The 20,552-nt window shown below is 65.9% G+C and carries 16 protein-coding genes; 6 read left to right on the forward strand and 10 right to left on the reverse strand.

Annotated elements, in window-relative coordinates; all coding sequences use genetic code 11:
* Nucleotides 1-164: 164 nt before the first annotated feature.
* Complete coding sequence (locus tag J2X58_RS07940) at nt 165-2,321, reverse strand: S46 family peptidase (protein WP_310047436.1); 2,157 nt, start codon at nt 2,319-2,321, stop codon at nt 165-167.
* A 158-nt stretch (nt 2,322-2,479) separates the two neighbouring features.
* Here J2X58_RS07940 and tdh point away from each other — a divergent pair, with 158 nt between their 5' ends.
* From tdh to kbl, 3 genes are all read left to right on the forward strand, one after another.
* Nucleotides 2,480-3,514, forward strand: coding sequence for an L-threonine 3-dehydrogenase (gene tdh / locus J2X58_RS07945; protein WP_177191086.1), 1,035 nt, complete (start codon nt 2,480-2,482; stop codon nt 3,512-3,514).
* A 140-nt stretch (nt 3,515-3,654) separates the two neighbouring features.
* A complete protein-coding gene (locus tag J2X58_RS07950; RefSeq protein WP_310047439.1) occupies nt 3,655-7,188 on the forward strand; it encodes a DUF748 domain-containing protein in 3,534 nt (1,177 codons plus the stop codon).
* Nucleotides 7,189-7,267: 79 nt separating this feature from the next.
* Nucleotides 7,268-8,467 (forward strand): glycine C-acetyltransferase, encoded by a 1,200-nt coding sequence (gene kbl / locus J2X58_RS07955; RefSeq protein ID WP_310047440.1) that lies wholly within the window; start codon nt 7,268-7,270, stop codon nt 8,465-8,467.
* A gap of 154 nt (nt 8,468-8,621) precedes the next feature.
* On the opposite strand, the gene J2X58_RS07960 is transcribed toward kbl, so the two are convergent.
* The 4 genes from J2X58_RS07960 to J2X58_RS07975 form a co-directional block, all read right to left on the reverse strand.
* Nucleotides 8,622-9,404, reverse strand: coding sequence for a pseudouridine synthase (locus J2X58_RS07960; protein ID WP_310047442.1), 783 nt, complete (start codon nt 9,402-9,404; stop codon nt 8,622-8,624).
* 110 nt (nt 9,405-9,514) lie between these two features.
* A complete protein-coding gene (locus J2X58_RS07965) occupies nt 9,515-10,213 on the reverse strand; it encodes a C40 family peptidase (RefSeq protein ID WP_090052646.1) in 699 nt (232 codons plus the stop codon).
* A gap of 260 nt (nt 10,214-10,473) precedes the next feature.
* Nucleotides 10,474-11,184, reverse strand: a complete 711-nt coding sequence (locus tag J2X58_RS07970) for a YggS family pyridoxal phosphate-dependent enzyme (RefSeq protein WP_310047444.1) — start codon at nt 11,182-11,184, stop codon at nt 10,474-10,476.
* Nucleotides 11,181-12,623: a M20 family metallopeptidase gene (locus J2X58_RS07975; protein ID WP_310047445.1), complete on the reverse strand. Its 1,443-nt coding sequence runs from the start codon at nt 12,621-12,623 to the stop codon at nt 11,181-11,183. Before J2X58_RS07975 ends, J2X58_RS07970 begins: the two co-directional genes overlap by 4 nt.
* 193 nt (nt 12,624-12,816) lie before the next feature.
* On the opposite strand from J2X58_RS07975, the gene J2X58_RS07980 reads away from it, so the two are divergent.
* The 3 genes from J2X58_RS07980 (at nt 12,817) to J2X58_RS07990 (ending at nt 14,304) form a co-directional block, all read left to right on the forward strand.
* On the forward strand, nt 12,817-13,143 hold the full coding sequence (locus J2X58_RS07980) for a helix-hairpin-helix domain-containing protein (RefSeq protein ID WP_310047447.1): 327 nt from the start codon (nt 12,817-12,819) through the stop codon (nt 13,141-13,143).
* A 141-nt stretch (nt 13,144-13,284) separates the two neighbouring features.
* Nucleotides 13,285-13,746: an SET domain-containing protein gene (locus tag J2X58_RS07985; RefSeq protein ID WP_090052639.1), complete on the forward strand. Its 462-nt coding sequence runs from the start codon at nt 13,285-13,287 to the stop codon at nt 13,744-13,746.
* Between the two features lie 15 nt (nt 13,747-13,761).
* Complete coding sequence (locus J2X58_RS07990) at nt 13,762-14,304, forward strand: GNAT family N-acetyltransferase (RefSeq protein WP_090052637.1); 543 nt, start codon at nt 13,762-13,764, stop codon at nt 14,302-14,304.
* A 30-nt stretch (nt 14,305-14,334) separates the two neighbouring features.
* On the opposite strand, the gene J2X58_RS07995 is transcribed toward J2X58_RS07990, so the two are convergent.
* From J2X58_RS07995 to J2X58_RS08015, 5 genes are all read right to left on the reverse strand, one after another.
* Nucleotides 14,335-14,802: a hypothetical protein gene (locus J2X58_RS07995; protein WP_310047449.1), complete on the reverse strand. Its 468-nt coding sequence runs from the start codon at nt 14,800-14,802 to the stop codon at nt 14,335-14,337.
* Nucleotides 14,803-14,875: 73 nt separating this feature from the next.
* Nucleotides 14,876-17,611, reverse strand: a complete 2,736-nt coding sequence (locus J2X58_RS08000; RefSeq protein WP_310047451.1) for a hypothetical protein — start codon at nt 17,609-17,611, stop codon at nt 14,876-14,878.
* Nucleotides 17,612-17,623: 12 nt separating this feature from the next.
* Nucleotides 17,624-18,394 carry a hypothetical protein gene (locus tag J2X58_RS08005; protein ID WP_310047453.1) on the reverse strand — a complete coding sequence of 257 codons (771 nt, stop codon included), beginning with the start codon at nt 18,392-18,394 and terminating at the stop codon, nt 17,624-17,626.
* A gap of 821 nt (nt 18,395-19,215) precedes the next feature.
* Entirely contained in the window at nt 19,216-19,647 is a 432-nt protein-coding gene (locus J2X58_RS08010) for a hypothetical protein (protein WP_310047455.1), read from the reverse strand.
* Nucleotides 19,648-19,778: 131 nt separating this feature from the next.
* Entirely contained in the window at nt 19,779-20,351 is a 573-nt protein-coding gene (locus J2X58_RS08015; RefSeq protein ID WP_310047456.1) for a hypothetical protein, read from the reverse strand.
* Nucleotides 20,352-20,552 lie beyond the last annotated feature (201 nt).

Here is a 20,552-nt window from a genome sequence, read left to right on the forward strand (position 1 = left end):
ACGGCACTGCGCTGGCGAACGGCCGCAAGGGTAGCGCATGCGCGCTGGTCAGATACTGACCAGCGCGACGCAAGTGCGTGCCACGCAAGGGCGAAACGGACTTGTCCACACGGTTATGCAGGCGGTATCCACACCGGTTGTGGATAAGCGACGGACGCCTGCGATCAACGCGACGCGGGGACGCCAAGCTCCTTCAGCAGCGCGGGCGACGGATACACCTTGTCGATCAGCCAGCGCATGTAGCGCATGTCGACGTGGATGGCGCGCTTGTACCGCGGGTCGTACATCCAGCTCGCGCTGACCGCCTCCCAGTTGCTGTCGAAGTTCAGGCCGACGAGCTCGCCCTTCGCGTTGAGCACCGGCGAGCCGGAGTTGCCGCCGGTCGTGTCGAGGTTGCTGAGGAAGTCGACGGGCATCGCGCCGGTCTTCGGGTCGGCGTAGCCGGCGAAGTCGCTCTTCGCGATCGCGTCGAGCAACGGCTTCGGCGCGTCGAACGGCGCCTTGCCCGTGTTCTTCTCGACGATGCCGGCGACGGTCGTCAGCGGCGCGTAGGTGACCGCGTCGCGCGCGACGAGCGGCGTGACCTTGCCGTAGCTGACGCGGAGCGTGGAGTTGGCGTCCGGATAGACCGCCTTGCCCTGCGATTCGCGGTAGCCGATCAGCGCCTGCATGTACGCCGGGCGCAGCCGCAGCAGGTCGCCCTCGCGCGCCTTGCGCTCATCGTCGAGCCGCAGCAGCGCCGGGCGCAGCGTGCGCGCCGCGACCAGCAGCGCGTCGTCGCTCTTGCCGACGTCCGCCGGGCTCGCCGCGAACAGACGCATGCGCTCCGCCTCGTCGCCGAGCTTCGTCGATCCGTAGATGCGATCGAGCGCCGACGCCAGTTCGGCGGGCGTGCGGCCGAAGACCTTGTCGAGCTCCGGCAGGTGCTGGACGGCCGGCAGCGTCTGGTAGCGAAGCATGAGCGAGGTCACCAGCGCTTTTTCCACGCGCGGATCGTAGCGCCGCTGCGCCTGCTTCAGCTGGCTCTTGATGAGTTCCTCGTCGCGCGTCTGGTAACCCGTCTCGCGCGCGGCGTCCGGCTTCGGTCGTTCGACCGACAGGCGATCGATGGCGAGCGCGCCGCGCATGAGCTGAGTCTGGCTGGCCAGCAGCGCGAGCACCATGTCGCGATCGCGACTGTCCTTGCCCTGCGCGATGAGCGCCATGACCTGGTCGATCTCCGGCTTCAGGGCGGCGCCGTCGGGTTGTTTCGCCAGCCACGCCAGCATGGCGGCCTCGTCCTGGCGGCGCACGTCGACGGCATCGCTGCGGCGCAGGCCCTCCAGCTCGCCTTCGAAGCGCTTGATGCCGTTCTTCAGCGACTGCAGCTGCGAGGCATAGCGGATGCCGGCCTCCTTGTCCGTCCTGCCCTGTGTCTCGATGACGTCCTGCAGCGCCTTCATCGCGGCGACGTAGGTCGGCAGGCGCCACTCGATCTGGTCGGCGAACTCCGCGGCGGTCCGGTGACGGTAGGTGATGCCGGGATAGCCCGCGAGCATCACGAAGTCGCCCTCCGCCACGCCGGCGGTCGCGAGCGTCAGGTGCGACGGCGGACGATAGGGCTTGTTCTCCGGCGAGTAGTCGGCCGGCTTGCCGTCCGGTCCGACGTACGCGCGCAGGATGGTGAAGTCGCCGGCGTGACGGGGCCAGACGAAGTTGTCGATCTCGTCGCCGTAGTTGCCGATGGCCCGCGGCGGCGCGTAGACGAGGCGCAGGTCGCGAAGCTCGAGCTGCTTCACCAGATAGAAGTCGCGCCCGTAGAACATGTTGGCGACGCTGCAGCGGATGCCGTCGCCCTTCTCGCACTCGGCCACGAGCGCCTTGCTCGCGGCGTCGACCGCGTCGTAGTAGGCCTTGCCGGTCTTGCCGCGCGCGGCGGCGAGCACGGTGTCGGTCACCTTGTCGAAGCCGACCGTCACGCGCAGGCGGTAGTCCGGGTTCGCCGGGAGCTCGCCCGCCCGGTCGGGGGCGACGTAGCCGTTCGCGATCAGATCGCGGTCGGGCCGGGAGTTGTACTGGATGACGCCGAAGGCCACGTGGTGGTTGGTGACGACCAGGCCCTCGGCGGAGACGAAGGCGCCCGTCCCGCCACCGATCCGGACGACCGCGTTCAGCGGCGCGCGGGTGAGGTCGGCGAGGTCCCTGGGATCGCCCCGGAAGCCGGCCTCCTTGAGATTCTTCGCAATCGAAGGCAGCTGCGAGGGCATCCACATGCCCTCGTCGGCCTTCGCGTCGATCGTCAGCGCCATGGCGGCTCCCAGCATCATCGAGCGGATTCGCATGTTTCTCATGTCCCCTGTGGGTCGTGCAGAGCGGTCCGACCATAGAGGGCCTCCCCGCCGCTGGCAATGGCGCGACGCACCACGAAAAGCACCCGCCCCGGCATATAATGGCGGTTTGGGTCCGCGCCGCGGGCCGCTCGCAGGAACCCCCGATCCCCATGCAGCAGACGATGAAGGCGCTGGTCAAGCGCAAGCCCGAACAAGGCATCTGGATGGAAGAAGTGCCGGTGCCGCAGGTCGGCCCGAACGAAGTCCTGATCAAGGTCGAGAAAACCGCCATCTGCGGCACCGACCTGCACATCTACAAGTGGGACGAGTGGTCCCAGCGGACGATCACGCCGGGCCTCACGATCGGCCACGAGTTCGTCGGCCGCATCGCGGAGATCGGCCCCGGCGTCACGGGCTACAAGGTCGGCGACCGCGTCTCGGCCGAGGGCCACATCGTCTGTGGCCACTGCCGCAACTGCCGCGCGGGCCGCCAGCACCTGTGCCCGAACACGATCGGCATCGGCGTGAACCGCAACGGCGCGTTCGCCGAGTACATGACCATGCCGGCCTCGAACCTGTGGCCGATCCCCGACCAGATCCCGTCCGAGCTGGCCGCGTTCTTCGATCCCTACGGCAACGCCGCGCACTGCGCGCTGGAATTCGACCTGATCGGCGAGGACGTCCTGATCACGGGCGCCGGCCCGATCGGCGTGATCGCCGCGGGCATCGCCAAGCACGTGGGCGCCCGCAACGTGGTGGTGACGGACGTCAACGACTACCGCCTCAAGCTCGCCGCCGACATGGGTGCCACGCGCGTGGTGAACGTCGCCAACCAGTCGCTGCGGGACGTCGTGAAGGACCTGCACATCGAGGGCTTCGACGTCGGCCTGGAGATGAGCGGCAACCCGCGCGCCTTCGCCGACATGCTCGACTGCATGTACCACGGCGGCAAGATCGCCATGCTCGGCATCATGCCGCGCGGCGCCGGCATCGACTGGGACAAGGTCATCTTCAAGGGCCTCACCCTGCAGGGCATCTACGGCCGCAAGATGTACGAGACCTGGTACAAGATGACCCAGATGGTCCTCACCGGCTTCCCGCTGCAGAAGGTGCTGACCCACCAGATCGCCATCGACGATTTCCAGAAGGGTTTCGACCTCATGGACGCCGGCCAGAGCGGCAAGGTCGTCTGTTCCTGGACCTGAATAACCGGCGTTGACGCCACGCTCACGAAGGCCTCCGCCGGGTAGACTCCGGCGGGGGCCTTTTTGATTGCGGGAGCGGCGGCATGGAATCGCTGAGAGAGAGAAGCAGGGCCCACTGGCGCCGGGCGCGCGAGCATGGGATGACGGTCTACAGGTCACATCGCGCACGCCGCATCGCGGCATGGTGCGCCGGCGTCGTGCTGGTCTTCGCGCTGCTCGGCTTCCTCGCCGCGCCGCCGCTGATCCGCGCGCAGGCCGAAAAGCACGCCAGCGCGGCGCTTGGCCGCCCCGTCACGATCGGCGACATCGACCTCAACCCGTTCACGCTCGACCTGACCGTCGAACGGCTGCACATCGCCGAGGCCGACGGACGCACGCCGTTCGTCGACGTCGACCGCATCGACGCCAACGCCTCGTGGGCGTCGCTGTTCCGCGCGGCGCCCATCCTCGACGCGCTGACGATCGACCGCCCGCGCATCCACCTGCGCCGCGACACGGCACGACGATTCAACATCTCCGACATCCTCGACCGCTTCGCGGGCGATCCGAAGACTCCCGACACGGGTCCGGCGCGCTTCGCGCTGTCGAACATCGCCCTGCACGACGGCCGGATCGACTTCGACGACCGCGTGCTCGACGCGACGCATCGGGTCGACCGCATCGAGCTCGGTATCCCGTTCATCGCCAGCCTGCCGAGCGCGACGGACATCTTCGTCGAACCGCTGCTGGCGATGACCGTCGACGGCAGTCCGCTGCGCGCGCAGGGACACACCAAACCCTTCGCCAGCAGCCGCGAATCGACCGTCTCCTTCCGGCTCGATCGTCTCGACCTCTCCCGCTACATCGGCTTCGTCCCGGGCCCCCTGCCCATCCGTGTTCCTGCCGGCAAGCTCTCCGGCGTGCTCGACCTGCGCTTCCTGATGGCGGAATCCCATCCGCGCATCGTGCTCGGGGGCCGGCTGGTGCTGGACGACCTGCGCATCGAAGACGCGCAAGGCAAGCCGTTCGTCGCACTGGCGCACGGCGATGTCGCGCTGACCGCGCTCGAGCCACTGACCTCGCGCTACCGCTTCGGCACGATCGCCCTCGACGGACTCGACGTGCGCTACGCCCGGCTGCCTGGCGGAAAGAGCAGCATCGACGCCCTGCTCCCGGCCCCCGACGCGACGCCGGCCGCCGACGCCCGGCCGACCGACGTGCGCGTGGACGGCCTGGTCGTGAAGGGGTCGCGGCTCGAGTACGCCGACCTCGCCGCGCCGGCGCCGGCTCGCCTCGTGCTCGACGACCTCGCCGTGAACCTGCGCGGCCTGAGCACCGTCAAGGCTCCCGTCGCCACGCTCGATGCCACCGCGCGCATGGCGGGCGGCAGCCTTGCCACGCAGGGCAAGCTCGACGTCGCCGCGAGCCGCTACCTCGGGCGCCTCACGCTGAAGGACATCTCGCTGGCCGCGCTGATGCCGCTGGCACCGCCACTTCTCGATGCCGACATCACCGGCGGCACGCTCGGCGCCAACGGCGACCTCGCGCTCGAGTGGCACGACGCCGCCACCGTTCGCGTCACGACGGCGAAGGCGAACCTCGACGGGTTCCGCCTCGTGCCGCACGACGGCCGCATCTCGCCCGTCACCTGGCGCTCGCTCGCCGCCGACGTCGCGTCGCTCGACCTGGCGACGAGCGAAGCACGGCTCGACCGGCTGACGCTGGACGGCCTCGCGGTCGACCTGCGACGGCTCGCCAGCGGCGACCTCGACCTACCGGCGATCCTGCGCACCAGCGCGCCCCCCGCCACGCCCGCGCCCGCCGCGACGCCATGGCGCTGGAGCATCGGCCATCTGGGACTCGGCGACGGCTTGGTCACGCTGCGCGACGCGGACGCGGCGAAGCGCCGGCCCATCGCGCTGCGGGCGACGGCGTTCGGCATCGACGGCCTGTCCGACGACCTGACGAAGCCGCTGCGCCTCGACCTCGCCGGCGAACTCGGCAAGGGCGCCGCGTTCGCGATCGCCGGCCAGGTCACGCCGCGACCGCTCGGCGCCGACCTCACCGTCAAGGCGACGCGCCTCGACCTCGCGCCGTTGCAGGCGCTGGTGACCGTCCCGCTCAACGTGCGCATCGCCAGCGCGCTGCTCAGTCTCGACGGGCGCCTGCGCGCCGTGCTGCGTGCAAACGCGCCGGCGCGGATCGATTACCAGGGTGACGCGACGCTCGGCCGCGTGCGCATCCTCGACAAGCTCACCGACGCCGATTTCCTCCGCGTGGGCTCGCTCTCCGCCAGCGGCATGGGCGTGCATCTCGGCAACGGCGCGTCCAAGGTCGACATCGCCGGTATCGCGCTGGACGATTTCTACGCCCGCGTGATCGTCAACGCGAGCGGTCGGCTGAACCTGCAGGACGTCGTCGCCAGCCCCGAGGCGCCTCCGGGTGCCGTGTCCGTCACCGAAGCCCGCGGCACGACGGCGCCACCCGCCGAAGCCGCACCGTCCGACACCGCGCCGTCCGGGCCGGCGCCCGAGATCCGCATCGGCCGCGTCAGCCTGACGCGGGGACGACTCAACTACACCGACAATTTCATCAAGCCCAATTACACGGCCGACGTCACCGGCCTCACCGGCAACGTGGGCGCGTTCGGCACGACGGGCGGCGGGGCGCCGGCCGAACTCACCCTGCAGGGCCAGCTCGACAACAACGCGCCGGTCGACATCCGCGGCACCATCAATCCGCTCACGCCGGTGGCCTTCCTCGACATCGCCGCGAAGGCCGAGGGCATCCCGCTGGCGAACCTGTCACCCTACTCCGGCAAATACGCGGGCTACCCGATCACCCGCGGACGCCTCAACGTGGACGTCCACTACCTGCTCGACCAGCGCAAGCTCACCGCCGAGAACCATATCTTCATCGACCAGCTGACCTTCGGCAACCGCATCGAAGGCCCGGGCATCACGCACCTGCCGGTGAAACTCGCCGTCGCGCTGCTGAAGGACAGCCAGGGCCGCATCGACGTGCGGATACCGGTCTCCGGCTCGCTCGACGATCCGCAGTTCAGCGTCGGCGGGCTGGTCTGGCGCGCCATCGGCAACCTCATCGTGAAGGCCGTCACCTCGCCGTTCCGGCTGCTGGCGTCGATCGGCGGCGGTCGCGAGGACCTCGGCTACATCGGCTTCGCGCCCGGCTCCGCCGAACTCGATGCCGGCGCGCAGGCGAAGCTGGCGGACGTGGTCAAGGTGCTGAACGACAAGCCATCGATCAGCCTGGACATCGTCGGCCGGATCGATCCGGCGAAGGACGATAACGGGCTGCGCCAGGTGATGGTCGACGACCTGATCCGCCAGGAACAGGTCAACGACAAGGGCGACGACCCGGCGCCGCCCACGGACGAGGAACGCGAGAAGTACCTCGAACGCGCCTACCGCCACGCCTCGTTCCCCAAGGCGAAGAACCTGATCGGCCTGACGAAGTCGCAGCCGCCGGAGGACATGCGCCGCCTGCTCGAGACGAACATGCCCGTGGATGCCGACGCCCTGCGCCACCTCGCGGAACGACGCGCCAACGCCGTGCGCCAGTGGCTCCAGGGGAAGGTGGACGACAAGCGGGTCTTCGTCGTCGCCCCGAAGAAGGACGCCAGCGGAATCGACGACGGCGGACCCACGACACGGGTGGATTTCGGCCTTCATTGATACGGGGCGATATCGAGGTTTTCTCACTCGCCCAAAGGCCTCACAATCGGGGGCTTCTCCGTCCCGGAAGCTCCCCGCCATGACTTACCCCGGCCAGAACCGCTTCGCCAGCGAACTCGAATCCATCCGCGAACAGGGTCTGTTCAAGCAGGAGCGGATCATCGTCTCCCCGCAGTCGGCCGAGATCGAACTGGCCGACGGTCGAAAAGTTCTCAATTTCTGCGCGAACAACTACCTTGGCCTCGCCGACCACGCCGACGTCATCCAGGCGGCGAAGGACGCCCTGGACACCCACGGCTTCGGCATGGCGAGCGTGCGCTTCATCTGCGGCACGCAGGACCTGCACAAGGCCCTCGAAAAGCAGATCGCCGACTTCTTCGGGACCGAGGACACCATCCTCTACGCCGCCTGCTTCGACGCCAACGGCGGCCTGTTCGAGCCGCTGCTCGGCGAAGAGGACGCGGTCATCTCCGACGCGCTGAACCACGCGTCCATCATCGACGGCATTCGCCTGTGCAAGGCGAAGCGCTTCCGCTACGCCAATTGCGACATGGCCGATCTCGAGGCGCAGCTCCAGGCGGCCGACGCCGCGGGCGCGCGCACCAAGCTCATCACGACCGATGGCGCGTTCTCGATGGACGGCTTCATCGCTCCGCTCGACGAGATCACCGCGCTCGCGAAGAAATACAACGCGCTCGTGCACATCGACGAATGCCACTGCACCGGCTTCCTCGGCGACACCGGCCGCGGCTCGGCCGAACACTATGGCGTGATGGACAAGATCGACATCTTCACCGGCACGCTGGGCAAGGCGCTCGGCGGCGCGCTCGGCGGCTTCACCACCGGTCGCAAGGAAGTGATCGAGATGCTGCGCCAGCGTTCGCGCCCCTATCTCTTCTCCAACTCGCTGCCGCCGCACGTCGTCGCCGCGGGCAGCAAGGTGTTCGACATGCTCGCGTCCGCGGGCGACCTGCGCGAGCGCGTGAAGGAGAACACCCGCTATTTCCGCGAGAAGATGACGGAGGCCGGGTTCGACATTCGCCCGGGCGAGCATCCGATCGTGCCGGTCATGATCTACGACGCGAAGCAGGCGCAGGCCATGGCCAGCCAGCTTCTCGAGGAAGGCATCTACGTCACCGGTTTCTTCTTCCCCGTGGTCCCGCAGGGCAAGGCGCGCATCCGCACCCAGATGAGCGCCGCGCACACGCGCGAGCACCTCGACCGCGCCATCGCCGCGTTCACGAAGGTGGCGAGGAACCTGGGCATCCTGAAGGCCTGACGCCCCCTGGCATCGGGGCCTGGGCGCCCCGCGAAAGGATGTCGCGCGCAGGGCGCGCTCCTACGAGGGGCCATCGGCGGCACAATGGTTCACGGGATGCCGCCGTGGCCCCGGTAGGAGCGCGCCCTGCGCGCGACATCTTTTCGCGAAGAGCTCACTCCCGCCGCTGCGCCTGACGTCGCCGCAACATCGCCACTTCCGCCTCGGTCAGGGGCCGCCATTGGCCTTTCGCCAGTTCGCCCAGCGGCAGATCGCCGATCGCCACGCGCACGAGGCGCTGCACGTCGAATCCGAGCGCGGACATCAGCCGGCGAATATGGCGGTTCCGGCCCTCGTCGAGCGTCACTTCGAGCCACGCGTTCTTCTCGCCCTGCCGCAGCAACGACGCCGCGCCCGCGCGGAGCGTCTCGCCCGCGTCGACGACGCCCGCGAGCATGGCGTCGAGCGTGGTCTGGTCCGGCTGCCCCGCGACCTGCACGTGGTAGGTCTTCGGCACATGCGTCGCCGGATCGGTGATGCCCGCCGCCCACACCGTGTCGTTGGACAGGAGCAGCAACCCCTCGCTCGCCTTGTCGAGGCGGCCCACGGGGCCGAGCCACGGCAAGCCCGCGTCGGCGAGCAGCGAATACACCGTGTCGCGGCCGCGCTCGTCGGACGCGGAGACCACGATGCCGCGCGGCTTGTTCATCGCCACGTACACGGGCGCGGCCGCCTGCGCGGCACCGCCGTCGATCTCGATCCGCTCCGGACCCGCGATCGGAAACTCGGGATCGCGCACGATCTTTCCGTCCACCCGGACCCTGCCCTCCCGCGCCAGCTTCTCGCCCTGGCTGCGCGAACAGAGGCCGCGCTTCGAGAGAACGCGGGCCAGGCCGAAGACGGGAACGGAGGGACGGCGCGATCGCGTGGCGGGCGCACGAGGAGGCTGACGGGGCATGGCGCATAGGATACATGCGCGCCCGGCAGCGCCACCGCCCCTGGAAACGCACAAAAAAAAACGGCATGCCGGAGCATGCCGTTTCGGAAATATACGTTGAAGGGCTTCCGTCAGATCTTGGCGATGCCTTCGGGGCGCTTGGCGCCGACGAAGTGCTTGGACCAGTAGGCCTCGTTGAGGCTATCCACGCGGACGGTCTTGCCGGCCGACGGCGAGTGGATGAACTGGCCGTTGTCGATGTAGATGCCGACGTGCGAGATCGCCTTGCCGCGGGTGCGGAAGAACACGAGATCGCCCGTCTTCATTTCGTTGCGCTTGACCTTGAGGCCGGCGAGGAACTGGCTGGCCGAGTTGGTCGGGAGGTCGAGACCGATGCTGTGCATGAACACGTAGCGGACGAAGCCGCTGCAATCGAAGCCGGTGGACGGTGCGCGGCCACCACGGCGGTAGCGGATATCGCGGAGCTTCATGGCGAAGGCCATCAGGGCCTCGCGGGCGTGACCGTCGACATGACCGGCCAGCTTGTCGGTCGCGGCGGCGACCAGGCTGTCGTCTTCATCGTCGGCATCCGGCGCGGCGGCGTCGTTCACGGCGACGGCGGCGGTCTGCGGGGCGATGAGCGAAGCGACATCGGGGATGGTGGACTGCGCGAGACCCGTGGCGGGCGCGAAGACCGGAAGATCGGTGAGCAGCAGCGTGGCGGACTGGTCGAGACCCTGTGGAGCGGTGATCGTGTCGGCGACGGCGGGTGTAACGATGGCGATACAGCAGGTGGCTAACGCGAGAGCGGTCAGTCGCTTTAAGTGCATGAGCGAGAAGGCCTATTCATCGTGGAGTTAAGCCGCCGTGAAGGTGAGACGACCGTGAACGAGTGGTGAAGTTACCAAACCCGTTTGGTCCTGTTGTTGGCATAAAGTTAAAAAACGCCGTTCCTAGGAAACATTCAGACATCTCGCAGAAACCTGCGGGCTGTGGGACGAAATCCTGAACGGATTGAGCCACTTGCCTTCACAAACGTGAGGCCGCGACCGCGTCCGGGCGTCTTTTCCTTGCCGAAAATGTGTAGGGGTTATCGTGCGGGCTTGTAAGCCCTTGCCCCGAAGATCGAACTGCCGATCCGCACCTCGGTACTGCCCTCGGCGATGGCCAGAGCGAAGTCCCCGCTCATGCCCATGGACAGCCGGTCGACCGCGTGGCCGGCCTGCCGGGCACTGTCACGCAGCCGATACAGGGTACGGAAACAGGCCCTCACCCGGGCTTCGTCCTCGCTCGCCTCGGCCAGCGTCATCAGACCCCGCACACGCAGGCTGGAGAACGCGCGGAGGGCGTCGAGGAAGGCGGGAAGCTCGTCCGGATCGAGGCCGGACTTGGTCTCCTCGGGCGAGGTCTTCACCTGCACCAGCACGTCGATGCCCCGCCCCGCCGCCTGGAGGGCCTTGTCGAGCGCCACGGCGAGGTCGAGCCGGTCGAGCGACTGGACCTCGCTCGCGAACTTCGCGACCGCCTTCGCCTTGTTGGTCTGCAGGTGGCCGATGACGACCCAGTCCAGAGCCTCGGCGGCGAGGGCCGTGGCCTTCGCCTGGATCTCCTGGACCTTGTTCTCGCCGAAGCGGCGCAGCCCGAGCGCCACCGCCTCGCGCACCACGTCCTCGCCGAAGGTCTTGCTGACGGGCAGGAGCGTCACCTCCGCGGGATCGCGCCCGGCGAGCCGGCAGGCCTCCGCGATCGAGGACCGCACGGCGGCAAGGCGCCCCGCGAGGGTGTCCTGCCCGGCCGTCATGCCTTCGACGCTTCCTGGAAGTGACGGGCGACGACGTCGGCGACCACCATGCTCACGCGCTTGCCGGTGGGAATGTGCAGGAACTCGTTCGGGCCATGCGCGTTGGAATGCGGGCCGAGCACGCCGGTGATCAGGAACTGCGCCTGGGGGAACTTCTCGCCCAGCATGCCCATGAACGGAATGCTGCCGCCTTCGCCCATGTAGGCGGCGGGGGCGCCGAAGTAGTGCTGCGACGCCTGCGCGACGGCGTCTTCGAGCCACGGCGAAAGGGCCGGCGCGTTCCAGCCGCTGCCGTCCTTCTCGAGATCGAAGGTCACCTTCGCGCCGTACGGCGGATCCTTCTCGAGCAGCTGCTTCAGGAACCGGCCGGCTTCCGCGCCCGAGAGCGTCGGCGGCACGCGCAGGCTGAGCTTCACCGCCGTCTTCGGACGCAACACGTTGCCGGCGCTGTCGAGCGGCGGCATGCCGCCGATGCCCGTCACCGCGAGCTGCGGGCGCCACGTGCGGTTGAGCACCAGCTCGGAGAGGTCGTCGGTGACGGGCTTCATGCCTTCGACGAACGGGAACTTGTCGTAGACCGCCGTGCCGAGCACCTCGGCCGAACGACGGGCCTGCTCCACGCGCTGCGGCGGGATGTCGACGTACAGCTCGCGCGGAAGGATCGTGCCGGTCTTCGGATCCTCGAGGCGACCCAGGATGTCGCGCAGGATGCGGAAGCTCGACGGGACCACGCCCGAGGCGTCGCCCGAATGCACGCCCTCTTCCAGCACCTGGACGGTGAGGTTGCCGCCGGTCATGCCGCGCAGGGAGGTGGTCAGCCACAGCTGATCGTAGTTGCCGCAACCGGAATCCAGGCACACGACGAGCGCCGGGTTGCCGATGCGGTCCGCGAGGTGGTCGACGTAGTACGGCAGGTCGTAGCTGCCGGACTCCTCGCAGGCCTCGATCAGGATGACGCAGCGCGCGTGCGGCACGCCCTGGTCGCGCAGCGCGAGCAGCGCGGCGAGCGAACCGAAGATGGCGTAGCCGTCGTCGGCGCCGCCGCGGCCGTACAGCTTGTCGCCCTTGATCACCGGCGTCCACGGACCGAGGTCCTCGGCCCAGCCCGTCATCTCCGGCTGCTTGTCGAGATGACCATAGAGCACGACGGTCTCATCCGTGCCCTTGCCCTGGACGCCCTGCGCCGGCACGTCGATGTAGATGAGCGGCGTACGGCCTTCGAGGCGGACGACCTCGAGCGTCGCGCCTTCGAACGCCGAAAGCTTCCCGCGCGCCCAGGTCTCCATGAGCGTCACGGCCTGGTCCATGTAGCCGTGTTCCCGCCACTGCGCGTCGAACATCGGCGACTTGTTCGGGATGCGGATGTACTCGACCAGCTGCGGGACGATTTCCGCGTCCCAGAGGCCGCTGACGAAGGAAGTGATGCGGGAGGTATCCATGGGGAACGGACTCGTGGGGGACAAAGACCGATTGTAACAGCGCCGACAGCCGCGCCCGTGGCGCCGTGGGTGCCGGCGAGGCGCCGGCGGTGCGCGCGCCCACATGGGACGGCGCGCGCCGCCGGTTCGCGAAAACCGCGGCGCGCCGCAGAGTGCCCCGGCGTCATTCGACGCGTCGATGAGGAGTACCACCATGAAACGCCACCTCGCCGCGCTCGCGGCACTGCTTTTCGCGCCGCTCGCCTTCGCCTCCACGCCGGTGAACGTCAACACCGCGGACGCTTCCACCCTCGCCGAATCGCTCGACGGCGTCGGCCTTTCCAAGGCGAAGGCCATCGTCGCTTACCGCGAGGCGCACGGTCCGTTCGAGTCGGCCGACCAGCTGACCGAGGTCAAGGGAATCGGCGCCTCGTTGGTCGACCGCAATCGCGACGCGATCCAGGTCGACGGCGGCAAACCGGCCAGGAAAGCGAAAGCGCCCCGCGCGGCCAAGGCGAAAGCGGACGCCGACGAGGGCTGACGAGGCCGTCCGGCCGTTCACGACCCCGCCTGGCGCCGGGCGGGGTCCTCCCCTCTTTCATTACCGGACGATCGCGCTACACTCGCGCCCCATGCCGGGCAGGCACTTGCCTTCCCGCGGGTACAGGGGCGTCATGCAGCAATGATCCTTCCGCGTTACCGCATCGCCGATTCCGCCATCCCCGGCGCCGGCAAGGGCTTGTTCGTCGACGAATTCGTGGCCGCCGGCCAGATCGTGACCGCCCCCGACGGCATCGATGCCACCTACAGCTGGCAAGACATCACGTCGTCGCCCGAGCTCTCCGCGAACCTGTTCGCCGCCGCCCGCTGGTTCGGGGACCGCTACACCGTGTCGCCGGACTGGCCCGACGAGTGCTACGTGAACCACAGTTTCGAGCCGACCGGCCTCTGGCACCTCGGCTTCATCTTCGCGGCGAAGGACCTTCCGCAAGGCACTGAAATCACAGTCGATTATCGCCACCTTCTCGCACCGGGCCAGGAAGAGAGCTTCCAAGACGCCGCCACTGGTGGGAAAATAACGGGCTTGTCCTGGCAGGACAGCCTCGCGCAGAGCACCCGCGCCCTGGCGCGCCTGCTCGGCTGACACCTGGTCACTTCGATGCCATTTGCAGACATTCCCGTTCTCGAAACGCCGCGCCTGCGGCTCACCGCCCTCACCGAACGCCACTTCGACGATTACGCGGCCATGCTCGCGGACGCCGACAGCACGCGCTGGATCGGTGACGGCCAGCCGCTGGATCGCATGAACGCATGGCGTTCGATGGCGATGCTGCTCGGTCACTGGGCGCTTCGCGGCTGCGGCATGTGGGCCATCGAACTGAAGGACACCGGCGAATTCATCGGCCGCGCAGGTCTGATGAAGCCCGAAGGCTGGCCCGACCTCGAACTCGGCTGGATGCTCAAGCCCGAGCATCGTCACCACGGCTACGCGACCGAGGCCGGCGAAGCCATCCTCGACTTCGCGTGGAAGGAGATGCACGCGCAGCGCGTGATCAGCCTCGTGCGCATCGGCAACGAGGCGTCCGACCACGTGGCCGAACGCCTCGGTGGCGAACACATCGACAACATCGATTTCCTCGGCGGCGCGACGCACCTGTTCGCTTACTACCCGCCGCACCGCGAAGTGCGCCGCGCGGGCTGAGCGCCCGCCGATGGTGACGCGGCTCGTCGGCTACTTGCGCAGCTCGACGAGCCGATAGTCCTTCTTCTCCCCGAAACGCGCGCCGCCCTTGACGATGCGCGCGCACAGCCGCCCGTCGCCGCACGGTGCGACGTCGGCCTCGTCCACCGTTTTCAGGTACGCCACCTCCTCGAGCAATCGGGAATACTCCTGCCGGTAATGCCCGAAGAGCACCTGATACACGATCACGAGACTGACGATCGCCAGGACGAGCAGACTACCGATACCAACGTAGAGGCGCCGGCGGAAGCGGAAGAACGTGTCGTGCGACGCCTCCACCTTGCTTACGGCGGCCTTCAATTGACCGAGAACGACCTGCTGGTCGTCGCGTGCCGTCCTGAGAGATGCCGCGACCTGCACGTCGAAGAGTCGCGCGGCCGCTTCCGCCTCGTTGCGGATGGTCCGCTCCAGCCGCATGATCTGGCTGTCCGCCATTTTCTGCAGCGCGACGATTTGCATGGCCGGTACCATCGTGCCCCGTTCGTTTCGATAACCGTCCATTGAAGACCTCGCTCCTTCGCCACTGAAAAACTCAACCGCCGCCGCCGCCGCCGTCGCCGCCGCCGACCGCACCGCCCATGTCCGCCGCCGTCAGGGGCTGCAGGTCGAGCGTGAGTACCTTCCCTCGCGGCCCGTGCTGCAGCGACTCGGCCTCCTGTTGCGCGCGTATCATCTCGTCGATCCTGCGTTGCTCCGCGAGCTCCGCCTCGCGCTGCGCGGCCAGTTCGACGCGCTCGCGCTCGATGATGTCCGCCGCCTCCTGCAATAGCTGCTGGACCTCGGGCCGCTCACCCAGCTTGTCGAACGCCTTATCGATCGCCTGGGTGTCATTGGACTGCAACGCCAGCCACATGTCGGCCATGTCCTTGTCTTCCTCGGGCATACCCGGGAGATAGGGGTTGTACGAAAACGGGTCGGCCGGGTCGAGGTTGGCGTAGGGATCGGGCGCGGGCGGGCCGACGACAGGGTGCATCGGCGTCGGAAAGGGGTTCTCATAGGTCCTGCCGCGGCCATGACTGTCGCTGGTGTCCCGGTGAAACACGATGCTCTCGGCCTCCCGGGTGTCGTCCCAGCGTGGCGTGTCGAGGCTCATGAACCACGCATCGTCGATCGTCGAGGGATCGTGTGATGTTTCGGCGTTCCGTGCGTCGTGCATCAGCGGATCGTGCCCGGACGTATGGGCGTTCTGCCACGGAGGCGTGTTGTCCCATGAGCGATCCGCGGATGGGCTGCTCTCGATCCCGTCGTACTCCCGTTCGAGATGCGACGCGTGGCGCCATGCGTCGTCATGCGCGAATGGCGGGCTGTGGGTCGCCGACTGTGCACTTCGCGCCGCCTCGTTCTCGCCACGCAGGCCATGCTCGTCGGGCGGACCCGCGGCGAATCGCTCATCGTCGTATCGTCGCTCACGCTCCGACGCCTCGCGACCCTCCCAGTACCGTTCTTCTTGATCGCGCGCGCGATCGGCCCGTGCGCGTTCGTCGATGACGCGATCATTCTCGTGTCGCCTTTCGTCGCGCGCTTCCCGCGCATGCTCCACCGCCTCCGCCTGCTCTTCCCGATGGCGATTCATCGCTTCGAGGAACAAACGGTGGTGTTCCGCTGCGTCGAAGATGGGAAAGTTCGCGGGGAGGCCCGGCGTGTCATGAAGTGCATGACGCGGCGATGGGCGCGCGCCTGACGCGCGCGAGAAATCTCCGTTATGGGAGTCGCCTAAACCGCCAACGCTCGGGCGGCCTGAACCGAAGGAGCGCGGCGCGACGCCGAGCGGCACGGCGAAGCCCCCGGCCGGCGCATCGTGCTTCCGCATGAGTGCGCCTGTCGACAACGTGCCGTTCGTGCCCCCGGCGCTTGATGTTCCGGACACGTCCTCGTCGTGAGGAAGCTCCCTGGAAGAGGAGTCGAATACTTCTGACTCTCCCGAAATAGGCACATGCTTGAATCGATTCGGCCCATCTGCCGTGTGATCGAAACGATGACGCACCGCCGGCTGCATACTGCTGTCGAGGTAAGGCATCGATTCCGATGGCCGGAGGTCGAGGCCTGCGCGCTCCATGATCCCTTCGTCGAGACCAGCATGACGCATATCGATCTGGATTTCAGGCCGACTCCCTCGACGGTGAACCTTCGACTCTTCGTGAGCGATGGTCGCCACGGCCCACCCTGCATAATAGTTCCGGTAATCCGAACCACCGCCAGCGCCCAGACGCATAGCTTGGCGGGTATCGCCTGGCCCCGGCTCAACCGGCCGGTCGAAATAGTTGTATCCCATGGCTTCGATGTTTTCGAATGTCACCGGAAGCGTCATGTCGCTGTCGAGCTTGAGGTTGTCACGCAGCACGAACGTGTCCCCCTGTCGGCGCTCAACAAAATCGAGCGCGCGACCTTTTGACACTTTAAAGACATGCGCAAGTGTCACTTCGTCACCATCAGACCCGATGCGACTTATCAGTGCATTCCAACCAGCTATCTCCGCGATAGCTTCGTCGTTCCGCGCGGATTGGATTCGCTGCTCAAGCAGCGACGTATAATCGTGAATCAGATCACGACTCTCCGCGATCTCTCGAACGCCTCGAACGAATGCCGCACGCTCCTCCCGAACTCGCTTTGCGTTGAACCCGTGCTGTATCTCGTGCCCAATGACAAAAGTAAGGTCGTGTGCGTTGTACTTAACGCTACTCCCGAATAGGGGCTGCGACATCAATGAGCCGGGGACGAAGTTCATCGCGCGCGCCGATGTATCGAAGCTGCCACCCACACCACTACCAAGTCCGACAAGATTAAAGGACTCGAGAACTCGATGTTTCGAGTCCGCCGGATCGCTTGTGGTAACGGCCCGACTAATCTCCGAGACAAGAACAGGAGACCGATTGATCGTATCCTGGAGATTATCGAGCATATCCTGGCTAACGAGCCTCCCTACGCCTGATCCATCGGCAAACGACTTCGTCGACAAATCGACCATCATCGCCTGAATGCGCAGAACAGCGCTTAGATCGCGCTCTCCTCCATCGGCGAAAACAGTCTGCGGAAGCGCGATGATGCCGCTCTCGCGATCGTAGTGCCCGATCTGCCGGCCCCGGGCGCCGACAGATCCTTTCGCAAAACCACGAAAAAATCCGCTGTTCGCTGCGCGATCCAGAGCACTCGCAAGGTTCGCGTCGACTACCAGCGCCCGTCGAATTCGCTCGACCTGCTCTGGTGCGAACTCGTGGCTGTCGACAGACTTGCGCATGACCGAATCAAGCTCAAAGTTCCTTCTTGGCATTTCTTACTCCTTTTAACCGTCAGCCGTAGCAATCTCTCTAAGACAGCGCTCACCGTTCGGTGCGGCGACCTGATCCTGCGCAGCAATGATCAGATCGATGTCTCCCCGGGCGAAGTTAATCCAGGCGGTTCCGCCGATTTCGGTTGGCGTAGCGACCTCATCGAACCCCACTGCGACCAGATCCCGGCGCAGATTCTCGAGGGTCAGCAGACAAACCGGCGTTGGGTCGGCGCGCCTATCAGGATTGTAGAATCCAAACGAAAATCCTCGTTTGATGGTCTTGCCGCCCAGGGTGATCGCGATACCATAGTTCCATCCGCCGCCAAGCGCTGGGCTGGTGTAGAACCATCCATCGGCTTGACTCACCATGGGGACACCAAAACCGCGACCGACGATCTCAGGCGTCAACTCGTCACGACTCCTTAGGCTGGTCAGGAACGACATGAGTTGTTGGACGGCATGGACTGCATCAGGCGACCGTATCGGCGCAGCGTTTGATCTCGAACCCGCGGTATGTTCAAGAGGCGCTGGAACGACGGCCGTATCAAGATCGTGCGCGATGATCATCGCGGACGTCGAGGGAGCACTGGCCACGGCGAACGGAAGCATGATCCCTGCAAGGCATACAGCGAGACTGGAGAAGGCTGCCGCGACGAAGCGATTGCGACCAGCATTATCCCCTCCAAGCGCCGTTCGTGCGCCCCCGCAACGTTCGACATAAACGCCCCATGGATGCTCAAAGAATGCAATCGCGGACTCGAGCGCAAAGTTCCGTTTCTTCATTTGTTCCTCCTATTACCGGCTTCCATTTGTCGCAATCGCCCGGAGACATTCGTCACCGTTGGGTGCTGTGACGACATCTCGCGGAGTCACGATAAGACTTATTCCACCTCTAATGAACTCATGCCATTCAACACGGCCAAGGTGCCCAGCAACCACGTGTTCAGCGAAACCCCGTGCTAGCAGGTGCCGACGGACATCGTCTATTCTCAGAGCGCAAATCGGGGTCGGATCGGCACTCTCTGACGAGTTATAGAATTGGAAGGATAAGCCTGGCCTAACGGATCCAAAGCCGGACCAGGTTCTGATACTGTAATTCCACCCGCCACCGACTTGCGGGCTGAGATAAATCGAATCCTCCGCACGTTGTGTCATCGGCACATTGAACCCGAGGCCTACCGCATCGGGCGCAACATCGGCGTTGCTAGTCATTGCGGCGAGGTAGGACATCAGGCGCGCTGTGACGTCAGCAACCGCCGGCGAAATAGACGGCCTGATTTCCAAGGACCGGCTTCGTTGTGAGACCTCCTCGGAAGACGACGCAGCTAAATGTGAAGACATCGAAAACTTCATTGCCACGTCCCGAGCCGCTTCGGTTGCGACTGGCCCCGCGAACGTGCCGCACGCGGAGAACGACAGCACGACCATCGCATGGCACATAAAACCTTTCGGCATCCTTCGCTCCTTCCGTGGCCGATATCGCGCACCGTCTTTCCACGATCCGCAGGTCTGCCCCACTTCAACGCACTAACCGCGACCGGTCGCATGAAACTGCGCCAGGGACCTTGCACCGTTGATGAGCTCAGTTTCGCGCTCGAATTCCTTCACGCAATGCCCTCGTCGTCCTTGACCAGCGCCCACCCGTCCCGAAAGACGATCTCGCCTGCAAAACGAGAATCGACGTACTCGGTCAGGACCGAAGGCCTGTCTTCAAGCGCGAGCCATGCAGGCACTGCCTGAAGGATCAGCTGCTGTACTTCTAACAGCTCTATCGAGCTAAACGCCGCGCAGTACCGTGGATCCGGCTCGGCACCGAGCCAGTCATGATTCGTCCACCCAAATGAGACGACCTCAAGATTGTAAGTGTGTCGATCAGGAAGAAAGGACTTTCGAATTTCACCGTAGTAAGTCCGTCCGCGAACCTCCTCAGCGAACGTCTGCATCGGAGACTCATCCCGGCCACGCCTTCCGCCGGCATAACGAATCCTTCCTTGGGGAAGATCGATCCATTCAAGCGTTTTTTCGTAGCTAGCCACCAGCGTGATCCTCGTCGAGCTTGATCCGAGCCTGTGAGTTCCTAGGACGCATCCTTCTTCCTTGAGGGATCACAGCCCGCGCGAAGCCAGAAACCACCTGTCCTCGCGACCCAGGCGGTACGCAACCGACTCTACGAAGCGGATTCTGACCGATGGCAATCCGGTCGTGGACAGTTACGGCGATTTTTCAGAAAACCTCCATATTTCGCGCAGGTCGAGCGTCGGACGAGATGTTCACGCCGCGCATGCGACTCCAGCGCGTAGCGCACGCTCCGGCCCGTCAACATCCCATCCTTGAGGAGCGCCCAACCACCGAGAAAGCGGATGTCTCCTGTAAAGCCCGACTTCTCGGATGTGTACAGGAGCGCCGGCCTCTTGTTCATCGCGTACCAAACGGCGACAGCCTGGACCACCGCTCTTTGGACACCCGCAAGTTGTTCAACTGAAAAGCTTGCGCAGTACGCTGGATCGGGCTCAGTGCCAAACCAGTCATCATGGAGCCATCCGAAGGAAGCAACTTCGAGGTCGTAGTGATTACGGTCCGCCAAGTAGCTTCTCCGGATCTCTCCAAAGTAGGTCCAGCCTTGGATATTCACGGAAAAGACATCTATCGGCGGCTCTTCTCTCCCTCGCTTCTGTCCTACGTAGCGAACGCGGCCTTCTGGAAACTCGATCCAGTCGAATGTTTTGCTGTAGTCGCCCACGAAACTCTCCTTGGCAGCACAACCTAATCGTCGCCAATGCCGCAAATCCGTGAGGCATGTCAGGCACGATCGTCGCAAACACACAGATGACGACGCCGTCGGGTCATGCCAGACATGGGAGCAGAGTCTGACGGCGTTGCCGAGGATGCGGAGTGTGCCTTATGGCAACCGATTCGTGGGCGGCGACGGCAACTTTTCAGA

The sequence above is a fragment of the Luteibacter sp. 3190 genome (assembly GCF_031456385.1).
In the GTDB taxonomy this organism is placed as follows: domain Bacteria; phylum Pseudomonadota; class Gammaproteobacteria; order Xanthomonadales; family Rhodanobacteraceae; genus Luteibacter.